General features: G+C 65.5%; 14 protein-coding genes. 3 read left to right on the forward strand and 11 right to left on the reverse strand.

Annotated features, from left to right (window positions below; translation table 11 throughout):
- Positions 1-25: 25 nt before the first annotated feature.
- Positions 26-970, reverse strand: coding sequence for a M23 family metallopeptidase (locus D9X30_RS01345; RefSeq protein WP_153947198.1), 945 nt, complete (start codon positions 968-970; stop codon positions 26-28).
- 107 nt (positions 971-1,077) lie between these two features.
- On the opposite strand from D9X30_RS01345, the gene D9X30_RS01350 reads away from it, so the two are divergent.
- The 3 genes from D9X30_RS01350 (at position 1,078) to D9X30_RS01360 (ending at position 3,742) form a co-directional block, all read left to right on the forward strand.
- Complete coding sequence (locus D9X30_RS01350) at positions 1,078-1,581, forward strand: DciA family protein (protein ID WP_153947197.1); 504 nt, start codon at positions 1,078-1,080, stop codon at positions 1,579-1,581.
- A 252-nt stretch (positions 1,582-1,833) separates the two neighbouring features.
- On the forward strand, positions 1,834-3,006 hold the full coding sequence (locus D9X30_RS01355) for a M20 aminoacylase family protein (RefSeq protein ID WP_153947196.1): 1,173 nt from the start codon (positions 1,834-1,836) through the stop codon (positions 3,004-3,006).
- 31 nt (positions 3,007-3,037) lie between these two features.
- Complete coding sequence (locus D9X30_RS01360; protein ID WP_153947195.1) at positions 3,038-3,742, forward strand: hypothetical protein; 705 nt, start codon at positions 3,038-3,040, stop codon at positions 3,740-3,742.
- Positions 3,743-3,815: 73 nt separating this feature from the next.
- On the opposite strand, the gene lpxC is transcribed toward D9X30_RS01360, so the two are convergent.
- The 10 genes from lpxC to murD form a co-directional block, all read right to left on the reverse strand.
- A complete protein-coding gene (lpxC, locus tag D9X30_RS01365) occupies positions 3,816-4,733 on the reverse strand; it encodes a UDP-3-O-acyl-N-acetylglucosamine deacetylase (RefSeq protein WP_153947194.1) in 918 nt (305 codons plus the stop codon).
- 154 nt (positions 4,734-4,887) lie between these two features.
- On the reverse strand, positions 4,888-5,394 hold the full coding sequence (locus tag D9X30_RS01370; protein WP_153947193.1) for a peroxiredoxin: 507 nt from the start codon (positions 5,392-5,394) through the stop codon (positions 4,888-4,890).
- Between the two features lie 403 nt (positions 5,395-5,797).
- Complete coding sequence (gene ftsZ, locus D9X30_RS01375) at positions 5,798-6,988, reverse strand: cell division protein FtsZ (protein ID WP_092601247.1); 1,191 nt, start codon at positions 6,986-6,988, stop codon at positions 5,798-5,800.
- A gap of 196 nt (positions 6,989-7,184) precedes the next feature.
- Positions 7,185-8,417 carry a cell division protein FtsA gene (ftsA, locus tag D9X30_RS01380; protein ID WP_061955279.1) on the reverse strand — a complete coding sequence of 411 codons (1,233 nt, stop codon included), beginning with the start codon at positions 8,415-8,417 and terminating at the stop codon, positions 7,185-7,187.
- A complete protein-coding gene (locus tag D9X30_RS01385; RefSeq protein WP_153947192.1) occupies positions 8,414-9,316 on the reverse strand; it encodes a cell division protein FtsQ/DivIB in 903 nt (300 codons plus the stop codon). The genes ftsA and D9X30_RS01385 overlap by 4 nt, the downstream gene beginning before the upstream one ends.
- A 37-nt stretch (positions 9,317-9,353) precedes the next feature.
- The gene (locus D9X30_RS01390; RefSeq protein ID WP_153947191.1) at positions 9,354-10,337 is read right to left on the reverse strand and encodes a D-alanine--D-alanine ligase; all 984 of its coding nucleotides are present in this window, start codon (positions 10,335-10,337) and stop codon (positions 9,354-9,356) included.
- On the reverse strand, positions 10,334-11,749 hold the full coding sequence (gene murC / locus D9X30_RS01395) for a UDP-N-acetylmuramate--L-alanine ligase (RefSeq protein ID WP_153947190.1): 1,416 nt from the start codon (positions 11,747-11,749) through the stop codon (positions 10,334-10,336). Before murC ends, D9X30_RS01390 begins: the two co-directional genes overlap by 4 nt.
- Positions 11,750-11,759: 10 nt before the next feature.
- Positions 11,760-12,830 (reverse strand): undecaprenyldiphospho-muramoylpentapeptide beta-N-acetylglucosaminyltransferase, encoded by a 1,071-nt coding sequence (gene murG, locus D9X30_RS01400; RefSeq protein ID WP_153947189.1) that lies wholly within the window; start codon positions 12,828-12,830, stop codon positions 11,760-11,762.
- Positions 12,827-14,068, reverse strand: coding sequence for a putative lipid II flippase FtsW (gene ftsW / locus D9X30_RS01405; protein WP_092601237.1), 1,242 nt, complete (start codon positions 14,066-14,068; stop codon positions 12,827-12,829). Before ftsW ends, murG begins: the two co-directional genes overlap by 4 nt.
- A complete protein-coding gene (gene murD, locus D9X30_RS01410) occupies positions 14,065-15,576 on the reverse strand; it encodes a UDP-N-acetylmuramoyl-L-alanine--D-glutamate ligase (RefSeq protein WP_249640851.1) in 1,512 nt (503 codons plus the stop codon). Before murD ends, ftsW begins: the two co-directional genes overlap by 4 nt.
- Positions 15,577-15,593: the final 17 nt, after the last annotated feature.

The raw sequence follows: 15,593 nt of genomic DNA on the forward strand, positions 1-15,593 counted from the left end.
TCCGGCCCGATGGCGGCCGGTGGCGTCATCGGATGGCGCGCCGGTCGGCCGGCGCAGGGGCAGCCGCCAGGGGGAGCTGCGCCGACGCCGGCATCGCGGCGCTCAGGAAGCCGCCCGGGTTGCGTGGCACGCCGTTCACATGGACCTCGAAATGCAGGTGCGCCCCTGTGGAGCGGCCCGTGCTGCCCACGCGGGCGATCGGCTGGCCCGGCCGGACCAGGTCGCCGGCCTTGACCAGCACTTTCGACGCGTGGGCGTAGCGGGTCTTGAGGCCGTTGCCATGGTCGATATCGATCATGTTGCCGTACTCGTGATGCCATTCCGAGGCCACCACCACCCCGCCGGCAGCGGCCACGACCGGCGTGCCGGCCGGCGCGACGAAATCCACGCCATCGTGCTGCGAGCGGCGGCCGCTAAAGGGATCGATGCGCGCGCCGAAGCTCGATCCATCGTAGCCCGACGCCACCGGCAGCACGCTGGGCTGACGGCGCTCATGCAACTGGCGATCCATCAGCGCGGTCTCGATCACGTCGAAATAGTCGACGCGATGGTCGGCCTGGCGGCCCAGCCGCGCCAGTTCGTCGCTAAGCTCGGGCATCGTGAGGTCGCTGGACTGTGCGGGGTGGGCCGGGCCGCCGCGCGCCGGGCGATGGCGGAAATCGAAATCCTGGGGGGAGATGCCGGCCAGGCCGGACACGCGCTCGCCGAGCGCGTCCAGGCGCACCATCTGGGCCTGCAGTTCGCCCAGCCGGGTGGCCATCACGGCCAGGTTCTCGCGCAAGTACGCATTGTCCCGCGCCTGTCGGGTGATTTCCGGCGCCGACGCGTTGCGGGCAACCAGCCAGGTCAAACCCGACGAGGCCGCCGCCACCAGCGCGCACAGCGCCAGGCCGAAGAGCACGACGCGCGCCCGCGTCAACTGGAAGCGAAACACCCGCGGCTCGCGCGGATGCAGCACGATGATCTGCATGACCGTTCCCCAATTCCCAAAGGACGGCGCCATCGAGGCACCGGCGCGCTTGCAGGCATCGCATCCCGGCTCTCGGACGGGCAAGGATTGCGCGCTAGAATGCTTGCATGCGCTTGTTCACCCACCACGCTCACCAGACCCCGAACGCCAAGCCTCTCAATGATTGGCTGGCCAAGTCCGGCCCGGTTTCCGCGCTGATGCAGACCGCGCGGCAACTGGCGTCACTGGAAGCGGAAGTCTTTGCGTTGCTGCCACCGGCCCTGCGCAGCGGCATTGCGGTGGGCGGCATCAAGACCGACAACCGGGGCCCGCAGGCGGAGCAGACGCTGCTGTTGCTGGCCGCCCATGGCGCGGCCGCCGCACGGGTCAGGCAAGTGGTGCCCACATTGCTTTCCCGGTTGCAACAACGAGGCTCGCAGGTTACTGCAATCCGGGTACGGGTACAACCCGAGGTGGGACGCGGCGACTGGGACACCGAGCCGGTCGAGCGCAAGCCGCGCACGCAGAATCTGTCGCCAGCCGGCATGCAGAGCATGGACGCGCTGGCGCGCACCCTCGAGGATTCGCCGCTGAAGGATGCCGTGCAGGCATTGCTGGCGCGTCACCGCTGAAGACCGAAAGCCCCAAAACGCTTCAGTCGAGCCCATCACGATAATCCCGCATCGTTGCGCCAATCGGGCAGATGCGACGGTCATCGCAAATCCTGATATTTCCCCGCGATTTTGATGTACCGGCGCTGGCCCGCGCATCGAACCCGCTGTCGGCAAAACCATGACGCCGGGCAATTTGATCATGCTTTCGGGCTCATAGAATGGCCTCGGGCGTACATCACGACCCTTTGCATTGTCCAAAGGAGAAACATCATGTACCAGCGCATTCTGAAAGCCATTTCCGAAAGCGAAGACAGATTTATCCGAATTCGGCGCCAGATCCACCAACACCCGGAAATCGGATTCGAGGAAACCCGGACCAGTGATCTCGTAGCAGAAATGCTAAAAGGCTGGGGCTACGAGGTGCATCGCGGCTTGGCGCGGACCGGCGTGGTCGGCACGCTGAAGGTGGGCAATGGCAACAGGCGCCTGGGCATCCGCGCCGATATGGACGCCTTGCCGATGACCGAAAACAGTCAAAAGGAATGGAGCAGCACCGTTCCTGGCAAATTCCACGGGTGCGGCCATGACGGACATACCGCGATTCTGTTATGTGCGGCGGAATATCTGGCAAAGAGCCGGAATTTCGACGGCACCCTGCATCTGATTTTCCAGCCCGCCGAGGAATTGCTTTACGGTGGCAAGGTCATGGTGCATGACGGATTGTTCGAGCAGTTTCCCTGCGATGCGATTTTCGCCATGCATAACATGCCGGGATTCAAGGAATGCGAATTCTATTTCAGGAAGGGCGCATTCATGGCATCGTCCGACACCTTGCATATCGAGATTACCGGGGTCGGCGGGCATGGTGCGATTCCGGAGAAAGCGGTCGATGCCACGCTGGTTGCCTGCCATATCGGCACCGCGCTGCAAACCATTGTCTCGCGTAATGTGTCGCCGTTCGAGGCGGCGGTTATCACCATCGGCAGCATCCAGTCCGGAGAGGCGCCAAACATTATCAACGCCAAGGCCCTCATGAAACTGAGCGTCCGGTCGTTGAATCCGTCCATCCGCACCCTGCTGCTAAAGCGGATCGGCGAAGTCGCCCAGCTGCAGGCGCAGAGTTTTGGCGCTACCGCCGAAGTCTTTCATGTGAACGGCAGCCCGGTGCTGGTCAATGACGACCACGCCACCGAGTTCGCCGCCGAGGTCGCGCAGGACGTGTTTGGCAGGAACAAGGTCCATACCGACGCGCCCCAGCTACCCGGCAGCGAGGATTTTGCGTTCATGCTGGAGGCCAATCCGAATGGCAGCTACATGCTGATCGGCGGCGGCGACGAGCCGGGCTATTGCATGGTGCATAACCCCGGTTATGACTTCAACGACAAATGCCTGGTGCCTGCCGCCGCATACTGGTGCGCACTGACCGAGCGATACCTGAAGTAAGCCCAATTAAGGCTGGATTCGAGGCTATCCCATGAAAACACAGGATCTGGCGCTGGTCGCGCTGCTCTGCCTGATACTTCTGCCGTTCGCCGTGTTCCCGGAATGGCTCGATGCCTACAAGCGCTTCAACGGGCAGCACGGCATGGTCATGGCATTTATCAAGTTTGGCGTGCTGGCGACGTTGGGCGAGGTCATCGGGCAGCGCATTCGCACCGGGCATTATCTGAGGAAGGGGTTCGGCATCCTGCCGAGAATGGTCGTCTGGGGGATTCTCGGCCTGTTCATCAGCATGGCGTTCAAGGTCTTTGCCGTCGGATCGCCCTATTTTGCGGAATACCTGGGCATCGACGGCATCGTCGCGGCCATGGCGGGCGGTTTCACGATGCTCAAACTGGCGGGCGCCCTGATCATCAGCACCTTGCTGAACCTGACCTTCTCGCCGGTCATGATGACCGCCCACAAGGTCACGGACATGCATATCGTCCGCTATCAGGGATCGTTGCGGTCGCTGTACCGGCCGATTGCCGTCGCGGAACACCTGAAGGCGCTCGACTGGCAGACGCAGTGGGGCTTCGTGTTCAAGAAGACCATTCCGTTTTTCTGGATTCCCGCCCATGGGCTGACCTTTCTGCTGCCCCCCGATTCCCAGATCCTGTTTGCGGCATTGCTCGGTGTCGCCCTGGGTATCGTGCTGGCCCTAGCAGGCCCCAAACCTGCGAAACCGTTGCCGGCCTGATCGGCGATCCCAACAAAAAACCCCCGCTCTCACGAACGGGGGTTTTTCAATCTGGTGGAACGGCTATGGACGATCAGGCAAAGGCCGGTTGCGCCTGCGGCAGGAAGGCCGTCGGCGCTTCCTCGACCTTGTCGAAGGTCACGATCTCGTACGCTTCCTGATCCGCCAGCAGTGCGCGCAGCAGCTGGTTGTTCAGGCCGTGGCCCGACTTGTGGGCAACGTACGAGCCAATCAGCGGATGGCCCACCACGTACAGATCGCCAATGGCGTCGAGGATCTTGTGACGCACGAACTCGTCGCCGTAGCGCAGTTCCTCGTTGTTCAGCATGCGGTGCTCGTCGAGCACGATCGCGTTGTCCAGGCTGCCGCCACGGGCCAGGCCCATCTCGCGCAACGCTTCCACCTCGTGGGCAAAGCCGAACGTGCGGGCACGCGCGATCTCGCGGACATAGCTCGTATCGGCAAAGTCGATCGAGAACGTCTGGCCGGTCTTGTCCACCGCCGGATGGCGGAAGTCGATCGTGAACGCGAGCTTGAAACCGAAGAACGGCTCCAGGCGGGCCAGCTTGTCGCCCTCGCGCACTTCCACCGCCTTCTTGACGCGGATGAAACGCTTGGCGGCCGGCTGCTCCTCGATGCCCGCGGACTGCAGCAGGAATACGAACGAAGCCGCGCTGCCGTCCATGATCGGGATTTCCTCGGCGTCGACGTCGACGTAGAGGTTGTCGATGCCCAGGCCGGCGCATGCCGACATCAGGTGCTCGACCGTCGAAACGCGGGCGCCGTCCTTCTGCAGGACCGACGCCAGACGGGTGTCGCCGATGGCGCTGGCGGCCACCGGAATTTCTACCGCTTCGGGCAGATCGACGCGCGTGAAGACGATGCCGGTATCGGCAGGGGCCGGCCTCAGCGACAGCGTCACCTTGCGACCCGAGTGCAAACCGATGCCGACCGTCTTCACCACGGATTTGATAGTGCGCTGTTTGAGCATGACGGCCTCAACTATTATTAAAAGCTATTGGGCGTAATTTCCAATAACGCGATACTACCATTACTGGATGTATTGCGCTGCACCACTTTGTGTCCGGGTGTTATGCAATGTTAATCAAGCGCCCAAAAAATCACTTCTACTGACACGCTTCGTGTCAGGCGCGCAACGCTTCCAGAACGGCTTCGGCGCTGCTGACCTTGAATTCGCCCGGTTCTTCCACGGCCAGATGCGTCACCACGCCATCGTCGATGACCATGGCATAACGCTTGGCGCGCACGCCCAGGCCGCGCTGGCTCAGGTCCTGGTCCAGGCCGAGCGCCTTTGCCCACTGTGCGGCACCGTCGGCCATCATGCGGACCTTTCCGTCGGTCTTCTGCTCGCGGCCCCAGGCGCCCATCACGAAGGCGTCGTTGACCGAATGGCACCAGACCTCGTCCACGCCGGCCGCGCGCAGCTGGTCGTTGAGCTTGACGAACCCTGGCACATGCTTGGCCGAGCAGGTGGGTGTGAATGCGCCGGGCAGGCCAAACACCACGATCTTCTTGCCCTTGACCAGTTCGGCCACCGGAAAGGCGTTGGGGCCCAGCGCGCAGCCGCCGGTCTCGGTTTCAAAGAATTCGTACAACGTGGCGTCGGGGACGCGCTGGCCAACGGCGATCATTTTGGACAATCCTCCAGCGTGGTGTCTGGCGTGTATCGGAAAAACCTGCCTGCATCATAGGGGCGGATGCCGTCGCCACCAAGCGGCGCGGCATGCGGGTGCAGCAGGAATTACCTGGGATTCGAAACGCCGCGCGGCGCGTTGGGTAAACGCGCCGCGCGGACGGAGACATCCCGCCGCCGGGGGCGGGAAACCAGTCCGGGGAGGCGGCCGATGGCCTGCCTGCCCGGCAACGGGATGCGACGGACAACATGTGGCGTGGCGCGGCGCAGCCGCACGCACTGACGGGTGACGTCAGTCCAGGCAAACGCCGGGCGGATAGGGAGCGCCCAGGCGATGCGTGACGGACCGCTGACAGCCTGCCAGGCGCGCGGCGGATGCCGCTGCCCTGCCGGTTCCCAACTTAGTCTGCCTGCTTGCGCAGGAAGGCCGGGATGTCGTACGTATCCACACCCTTTTCTTGCAACGCCGCCACGTGAGCCGATGCCGACTCACGCGAACTGCGCCACACCGCCGGGGTATCCAGGTTGCTGTAGTCCGGCGATGCATGGGCCGGCGCGGCCGTCAGGCCTGCCATCATCTGCACCGGGATGTTGTCCGTGCCGGTCTTCAGCAGCGTCATCGGCTGCTGCTTCTTGGCCGAACGGCCCAGGCCCGTGGCCACCACGGTCACGCGCAGGGCGTCACCCATCGAGTCGTCGTACACCGTACCGAAGATCACGGTCGCGTCTTCCGCGGCATAGCTGCGGATCGTGTTCATGACTTCCTTGGTTTCCGACAGCTTCAGCGAACGGCTGGCCGTGATGTTGACCAGCACGCCACGCGCGCCGGACAGGTCCACGCCTTCCAGCAGCGGGCTGGCCACGGCCTGCTCGGCCGCCAGGCGGGCGCGATCCACGCCCGACACGGTTGCCGTGCCCATCATGGCCTTGCCCTGCTCGCCCATCACCGTCTTCACGTCTTCGAAGTCGACGTTCACCAGACCATCGACATTGATGATCTCGGCGATACCGGCCACGGCGTTGTGCAGCACGTCATCGGCGCACTGGAAGCACTTGTCCATCTCGGCGTCGTCGCCCATCACTTCGAACAGCTTCTCGTTGAGCACAACGATCAGCGAGTCCACCGACGATTCCAGCTCGCCCGAGCCATGTTCGGCCACCTTGGCGCGGCGCGCGCCTTCGAAGTCGAACGGCTTGCTGACCACGCCCACGGTCAGGATGCCCATTTCCTTGGCCACCTGCGCCACGATCGGCGCAGCACCGGTACCGGTACCGCCGCCCATGCCGGCAGTGATGAAGACCATGTGGGCGCCGCGCAGCGAATCGGCGATCTGTTCGCGCGCCTGCTCCGCGCAGTTGCGGCCCACTTCAGGCTTGGCGCCGGCACCCAGCCCGGAATTGCCAAGCTGCAGCACGCGCGATGCGCTCGAACGCTTCAGCGCCTGGGCATCGGTGTTCATGCAGATGAATTCCACGCCCTGCACGCCACGGCTGATCATGTGCTGCACGGCGTTGCCGCCTGCACCGCCCACGCCCACCACCTTGATGATGGTGCCGTCCTGAATCTCCGTTTCGATCATGTCAAAGTCCATCACTGCCTCCGAGAAAAATCAGTCCCCAAACGCTGCAGCCTCCCCGCCGCAACCCTTGGTTTCTGAACAAGAAACCATCAAAAAATGAGTAGCCAATACCGCAGCAAAACTGCTTGACCTGCTCAACGTGCCACGATCCGTTCGGCTGACTGCAACAGGATCGTCACACTTAAAAAAGTCCTGACAAGCTTGCGGCTCAGAAGTTGCCGACAAACCATTCCTTCATGCGGGTCCACACCTGCTTCACCTGGCCGCTCTGCACGGCCACCTTGCGGCCGCGCATGCGCTGCACGCAGCCTTCCTGCAGCAGACCCATAACGGTCGAATAGCGCGGACTCTTCACGACTTCGTGCAGATTGCCGCGGTACTCGGGCACGCCCACGCGCACCGGCTTCAGGAAAATGTCCTCGCCCAGCTCGACCATGCCCGGCATCATCGCCGTACCGCCGGTAATCACCACGCCCGACGACAGCAGCTCCTCGTAGCCCGACTCGCGCACCACCTGGTGCACCAGCGAATACAGCTCCTCGATACGCGGCTCGATCACGGCGGCCAGCGCCTGGCGGCTCAGCGTGCGCGTGCCGCGGTCGCCCACGCCGGGCACCTCGATCATGTCTTCCGGGTCGGCAATCGCCTGCTTGGCAATGCCGTACTGCATCTTGATGTCCTCGGCATCGGGCGTCGGCGTGCGCAGCGCCATGGCGATGTCGTTGGTGATCTGGTCCCCGGCGATGGGGATCACGGCCGTATGGCGGATCGCGCCCTCGCTGAAGATGGCGATGTCGGTGGTGCCGCCGCCGATGTCGACCAGCACCACGCCCAGTTCCTTCTCGTCCTCGGTCAGCACCGCCAGGCTCGACGCCAGCGGCTGCAGGATCAGGTCATGCACTTCCAGCCCGCAACGGCGCACGCACTTGACGATGTTCTGCGCCGCGCTGACCGCGCCCGTGACGATATGCACCTTCACTTCCAGGCGGATGCCGCTCATGCCGATGGGCTCGCGCACGTCTTCCTGGCCGTCGATGATGAATTCCTGCGTCAGGATGTGCAGGATCTGCTGGTCGGTCGGGATGTTCACCGCCTTGGCGGTCTCGATCACGCGGGCCACGTCCGTCTGCGTGACCTCCTTGTCCTTGATCGCCACCATGCCGCTGGAGTTGAAGCTGCGGATATGGCTGCCGGCAATGCCCGTGAACACCTCGGCAATCTTGCAATCGGCCATCAGTTCGGCCTCTTCCAGCGCCCGCTGGATCGACTGCACGGTGGCCTCGATGTTGACCACGACCCCCTTCTTCAAACCCTTGGACTCTGACTGGCCCATCCCGATGACCTCATAGCTGCCGTCGGGGCGCAGTTCCGCCACCACGGCCGCCACCTTCGAGGTGCCGATGTCGAGACCGACCAGAAGGTCCTTGTATTCCTTGCTCATCGAGTTTTCTCCGCGTTCTTACTCTTGAGTCGCGTCGGATTGTTGTTGGTGTTGCCGGCCGAAGCCGCTTGGGAACCTGCCGCACCCGCTGCCGCCTTGGCCGCTGCCTTGGCCGCCGCCTGCGCCTGGGCATCGGTCAGGAAGCGCACGCTGGCCGTGCGGATGGCAAAACCGTTGGGATACCGCAGGTCGGCGTACTCGATCTGCTTGCCCCACTGCTGGGTCAACTGCGGCCACGACGCCACGAAACGCTTGACCCGCGCCTCCATGGCGGCGCGATCCTCGTCGTTCTGCTCGCGCCCGAACTCGATCACCGTGCCGTTGGACAGCTTCGCCCGCCACGCATAGCGGCTGGAAAGGGCCACGGCCAGCGGTTCGGCCTTGATCGGCTTGAACCACTCGCGCATGGTCTCCAGCTTCTCGACCACGTCTTCCTCGCTGTCCGGCGGGCCGTCCAGCGCCAGCAACTGGGCGTCTTCCTCGGCTTCGGCCGTGTTGGCCACGAATACCTCGCCGTAGGTATTGATCAGCCGGCCGCTGTCCGGCCCGCCCCACGTGCCCAGCGCCTCGTGCTCTTCCACCTGTACCGCCAGGCCGTTCGGCCATTCGCGCCGCACGCTGGCATGGCGCACCCAGGGCACCGACTCGAACGCCTGGCGCGCCGCGTTCAGGTCGAGCGTGAAGAAATTGCCCGACAGCTTGTTCAGCGCGTTGGCCCGCACGCTCGGCGCGTTCACGTGGCGCAGCTGGCTGCCGTCCAGCGACGTCAGTTCCACGTGGGTAATGGCGAACACGGGCCGCTGCGCCAGCCACAACAGGCCGGCGCCAAGCGCCATGAGCGCCACCAGCGCATAGAGCGCTGAGGCGATCAGGTTGAGCAGGCGCGCGTTGTGCCACATGGTCGTTTGGTGGGGCGGTCAGCCGTTGGTGATGCGGTTATTCGGGTTTCCAGTGCTCGTTCGGATGCAGGTCAAGCGTCGCGGCGGCCAGCACCTGCATCACGAAATCCTCGTAGCTGATGCCCGCCGCGCGCGCCGCCATCGGCACGAGCGAATGGCCGGTCATGCCGGGCGACGTATTCATTTCGAGCAGATGCGGGCGGCCGTCGCGGGTCAGCATGACGTCCGCACGGGCCCAGCCACGGCAACCCAGCACGCGAAACGCTTCGACGGCCAGCGCCCGCACTTCGTTCTCCAGTGCCTCAGGCAAAGTTGACGGGCACAGGTATTGGGTAACGTCAGTAAAGTACTTATTTTGATAGTCGTAGTTCGACTCGGGCGCGACAATCTTGATAACGGGCAGTGCTTCGGCCGTTGCGCCCTCGCCCACTACCGGGCAGGTCAGCTCGTCGCCATCGATGAACGTCTCGGCGATGACATCGGCATCGAGCCCCGCCGCCTTCTCGAACGCCTCGCGCATCTGGCCGGCATCGGTGACCTTGGTCAGGCCGATCGACGACCCCTCGCGGGCCGGCTTGACGATCAGCGGCAGGCCCAGATCCCGCACCACGGCGTCGAAATCGGTATCGGCATACAGCATCGCAAAGCGCGGCGTGGCCAGGCCGTGCGTCATCCACAGGCGCTTGGTGGCCTGCTTGTCCATGGCCAGCGCCGACGCCAGCACGCCGCTGCCCGTATAGGGCACGCCCAGCTGTTCCAGCAGGCCCTGCATCGTGCCGTCCTCGCCGTAACGGCCATGCAGCGCGATGAAGACGCGGTCGAACTTCGCCGCGGCCAGTTCCGCCACGGACTGCAGCGCCGGGTCGAACGCGTGGGCGTCCACGCCGCGCGACTTCAGTGCCGCCAGGACGCCGTTGCCGGACATCAGCGAGATTTCGCGCTCGGCCGAGCGCCCGCCCAGCAGCACGCCAACCTTGCCCAGCGATTCCGGATCGATATTGGGATGCGCCACGAAGCTCATTGCTGACCTCCCGCCTGGTGCGACACCAGTTGTCCCGGCACCGCACCGATCGTGCCGGCACCCATGGTCACGACCACATCGCCAGGTCGCACGGCATCCATGATCGATTGGGGCATGTCTTCGATCTGTTCCACAAAAACGGGTTCTACCTTGTTGGCCACCCGCAGCGCGCGGGTCAGCGCGCGGCCGTCGGCGGCCACGATGGGCGCCTCGCCGGCCGCATACACCTCGGCCAGCAGCAGCGCGTCGACGGTGCCGAGCACCTTCACGAAATCCTCGAAGCAGTCGCGCGTCCGCGTGTACCGGTGCGGCTGGAAGGCCAGCACCAGCCGGCGGTCCGGGAATGCACCGCGCGCGGCGGCCAGCGTGGCGGCCATTTCCACCGGGTGGTGGCCGTAGTCGTCCACCAGCGTGAACGTGCCGGCGCCATCGGGCGTCGCCACCTCGCCGTAGCGCTGGAAGCGGCGGCCAACACCGTGGAATTCGCGCAGCGCCTTGACGATGGCGGCGTCGGGCACCTCCAGTTCGGTGGCGATGGCGATGGCGGCCAGCGCGTTCTGCACGTTGTGCAGGCCCGGCAGGTTCAGCACCACGTCCAGCGGCGGCTCCGCGTGGCCGTTGAGCTGGCGCAGCACCGTGAAATGCATCTGGCCGTCCACCGCGCGGGCATTGACCGCGCGGATCTGGGCATCCTCGGCAAAGCCGTAGCGCACCACGGGCTTGGACACGAACGGCATGATCTCGCGCACGTTCGGGTCATCCACGCACAGCACGGCAATGCCGTAGAACGGCAGGCGCTGGGTGAATTCCACGAACGCCTGCTTCAGACGGGCAAAGTCATGCCCGTACGTGTCCATGTGGTCGGCGTCGATATTGGTGATGACTTCCATCACCGGGAACAGGTTCAGGAACGACGCATCGGACTCGTCGGCCTCGGCGACGATGAAGTCGCCCGTGCCCAGGCGCGCGTTGGCACCGGCCGAATTCAGCCGGCCGCCGATCACGAAGGTCGGGTCGAGCCCGCCCTCGGCCAGCACCGACGCCACCAGGCTGGTGGTCGTGGTCTTGCCGTGCGTGCCGGCGATGGCCACGCCCTGCTTCAGGCGCATCAGTTCGGCCAGCATCACGGCGCGCGGCACCACCGGAATGCGCTTGGCGCGCGCGGCCAGCACTTCCGGGTTGTCGTGGGTCACGGCGGTCGACACGACCACGGCGTTGGCGCCTTCCACGTTGGCGGCGTCATGGCCGTGGCACACGCGGGCGCCCAGCGAGGCCAGGCGCCGCGTGGCAGCGTTGCTGCCCATGTCGGAGCCCGAGACCTTGTAGCCCAGGTTCAGCAGGACCTCGGCGATGCCACTCATGCCGGCCCCGCCAATGCCTACGAAGTGGATGTTCTTGACGATATGCTTCATTGCTTCCGTTTCATTTTTCGCCCGCCATCTGACGGCAGATCTCGGCCACTCGCCGGGTTGCCTCAGGTTTTGCAAGGCTGCGCGCAGCGCGCGCCATGTCCTTCAACTGGCCGCGGTCCAGACCGGCGATCGTTTGCGCCAGGCCCTCCGCGGTCAATGCGTTCTGTTGCACCAGCAACGCCGCGCCCTGCTTCGACAGGAAGCTGGCGTTGGTGGTCTGGTGATCGTCCACCGCGTGCGGGAACGGCACGAACAGCGCGGCCACCCCGGCGGCCGCCACTTCCGAGACCGTCATCGCGCCAGCGCGGCAGATGACCAGGTCGGCGTCGGCGTAGGCCGCCGCCATGTCGTCGATAAATGGCACGGTCTCGCCGGCCACGCCCGCCGCCACGTAGTTCGCGCGCAGCTGGTCGATCTGTTTCGCGCCCGCCTGATGCTTCACCGTCGGCCGGGTGGCCTCGGGCAGCAAGGCCAGCGCCTTCGGCACCACGTCGTTCAGTGCCGCCGCGCCGAGGCTGCCGCCCACCACCAGGATGCGCAGCGGTCCGGTGCGCTGTTCGTAGCGCGATGCCGGGTCCGGGATCTCCGCCAGTTCGGCGCGGACCGGGTTGCCGGTCCATTCGCTGTCCGGCAGCGCGTCCGGGAACGCGCACAGCACGCGGTCCGCCACCTTGGCCAGCACCTTGTTGGCCAGCCCGGCGATGGAATTCTGCTCGTGCAGCACCAGCGGGCGGCCCAGCAGCGACGCCATCATCCCCGCCGGGAACGTGATGTAGCCGCCCATGCCCAGCACCACGTCGGGCTTCACGCGGCGCAGCGCGCCGATGCTTTGCCAGAACGCGCGCAGCAGGTTCAGCGGCAGCAGCAGCTTGGTCACCAGACCCTTGCCGCGCAGGCCACCGAACTGGATGTACTCCATCGGGATGTCGTGCTTGGGCACCAGCGTGGCTTCCATGCCCGAACGATTGCCCAGCCAGACCACCCGCCAGCCCTCGTCGCGCAGCGCGCGCGCGACCGCCAGCCCCGGGAACACGTGTCCCCCGGTGCCGCCAGCCATGACGAGAAGGGTGCGGTCGGTCATACCTTCCCTCCGCGCATCAACACTCGATTTTCGTAGTCGATCCGCAGGACGATCGCCAGCGCCACGCAGTTCATCAGGATGCCCGAGCCGCCGTAGCTCACCAGCGGCAGCGTCAGTCCCTTGGTGGGCAGCAGGCCCAGGTTCACGCCCATGTTGATGAAGGTCTGCCAGCCGACCCACACGCCAATGCCCTTGGCCACCAGCCCGGCAAACGTGCGGTCGAGCTGCAGCGCGGTGCGGCCGATGTTGAAGCAGCGGCGCACCAGCCAGTAGAACAGCACGATCATCACCAGCACGCCGATGAAGCCGAATTCCTCGCCGATCACCGCCAGGATGAAGTCGGTATGCGCCTCGGGCAGGTAGTGCAGCTTCTCGATGCTGCCGCCCAGGCCCACGCCCGTCCATTCGCCACGGCCGAAGGCGATCAGCGAGTGCGTCAGCTGATACGCCTTGCCCAGCGCGTTGCTCTCTTCCCACGGGTTCAGGTACGCGAAGATCCGCTCGCGGCGCCAGGGCGACGCCGTGATCAGCAGCGCGAACGCGCCCACGGCCACGCCCACCAGGCCCGCGAACAGCTTGCCGTTGATGCCGCCCAGGAACAGGATGCCCATGGCCACGGCCGCGATCACCAGGAACGCGCCCATGTCGGGTTCCAGAAGCAGCAGCATGCCCACCACCACCACCGCCACGCCCATCGGCAGGAAGCCCTTGCTGACGGTCTGCATCCATTCCTGCTTGCGCACCGTGTAGTTGGCCGCGTACAGCACCACGGCCAGCTTCATCAGTTCCGATGGCTGGAAGTTCATCACGCCCAGCGGAATCCAGCGCCGCGCGCCGTTCACGCCCTTGCCCACGAACGGCACCAGCACCAGCACCAACAGCACCAGCGCGATGATGAACAGCTTGGGCGCGTACTTGTCCCACACCTTGACCGGCACCTGGAACGCCGCCAGGCCCACCGACAGGCCGATGAACAGCGCGAACGCATGGCGCACCAGGAAGTGCGCCTCGCGGTAGTTGGCGTAGCGCGGCGAGTCGGGCAGCGCGATCGATGCCGAATAGACCATCACCAGGCCGAACGTCAGCAGCACGATGGCCACCCACAGCAGGGGCTGGTCGTACTCCATCATCCGCGAACGGGTTGGCTTGACGCCCGACACCGCGTCGCGCAGGCCACCCCAGGCGTTGCCGATGGTGGCGCCGATGAATCCGCTGCGCTTGACCTGCGAATCGCTCATGGCATGATCCCCCGGGACAGGGCCAGTTCTTCCACCGCGCCGCGAAACACCTGCGCGCGATGCACGTAATTGCGGAACATGTCGAGGCTGGCACAGGCCGGCGACAGCAATACGACATCGCCCGATTCGGCCAGGCCCGCCGATTTCTCGACCGCTTCTTCCAGCGTGGCGGCGTCAACGATCTGCGTGCCCGTGGCGGCCAGTGCCTCGCGGATGGCGCCGGCGTCCTTGCCGATCAGCACCACGGCGCGTGCATATTGCGTCACCGGCGCGGCCAGCGGAGAAAAGTCCTGGCCCTTGCCTTCGCCGCCGGCGATCAGCACCACGCGCTTGTCCAGCCCGTTCAGCGCGGCCACGGTGGCGCCCACATTGGTGCCCTTGCTGTCGTCGAAATACTCGACCTCGTCGATGGTCGCCACCCACTCCACGCGGTGCGGCTCGCCGCGATACTCGCGCAGGCCATGCAGCAGCGCGTTCAGCGGCAGGTCGATCGCCCGGCACAGCGCCAGCGCCGCCATGGCGTTGGTGGCGTTGTGCAGGCCACGGATATGCAGCGCATCGGCCGGCATCAGTCGCTTGTGGCGCACCGGCACGGCTTCCGTGACCGCCTCGTCCTTCTTGCGGCGGCGCGGCTTCTGCTCCGGTTCGGCTTCCGTATCGGGCTCGGCCACGATCAGCCACGGCATGCCGCCGTCGCGCAGTACGCCGTAGCTGCCGACGGTCTCGGGCAGGTCGGTGCCGAAGGTGACCGGCGTCGCGCCCGGACGGGCCATCTCCAGCGTCAGCTTGTCCTGGCGGTTCAGCACCTGTACGCAGCCTTTGCCATCCGGGCCGAAGATGCGGGCCTTGGCGGCGGCGTAGGCTTGCATGCTGCCGTGCCAGTCCAGGTGATCCTGCGTGACGTTGAGCACCGTCGCGGCGTGGGGCGCCAGCGAAAACGTGTATTCCAGCTGGAAGCTCGACAGCTCCAGCACCCAGACATCGGGCAGCGTGGCGCTGGCGATGCAGGCCGACAGCTTGTCCAGCGCCGACGGGCTGATATTGCCGGCCACGCCAACGGTCTTGCCCGCGCGCTCGATCAGCCGGCCGGTCAGCGCCGTGGTGGTGGTCTTGCCGTTGGTGCCGGTGATGGCCAGCACGCGCGGCGCGTAGCCCGACGCGGCTTCCAGATAGCCCAGCGCCTGGGCGAACAGTTCGATCTCGCCGCAGACCGGGATGCCGCGCGCCTGGGCCGCATCGAGCAGCGCCTTCGTGCCGGCTTCCAGCGGCGACAGGCCGGGGCTGATCGCCACCAGGCCGATATCGTCGAGCAGGCCTTCGGCGAACGGGCCGCCCACGAACTGCGCCGTGGTCAGCTCGGCCTGGAGGAAGACAAGGTTGGCGGGCGCCTCGCGTGTGTCGGCCACGCGCACGCGGCAGCCGTTCAGGCCGCACCAGCGTGCCATGGCCAGCCCCGATTCACCGAGGCCAAGTACCAGCACATGAGGTTTCTGCAACACGCCAAACACTTCGATTTCCTGCCTAT

Origin of the sequence: Cupriavidus sp. U2 (assembly GCF_009663685.2) — a bacterium.
In the GTDB taxonomy this organism is placed as follows: Bacteria; Pseudomonadota; Gammaproteobacteria; order Burkholderiales; family Burkholderiaceae; genus Cupriavidus; species Cupriavidus necator_C.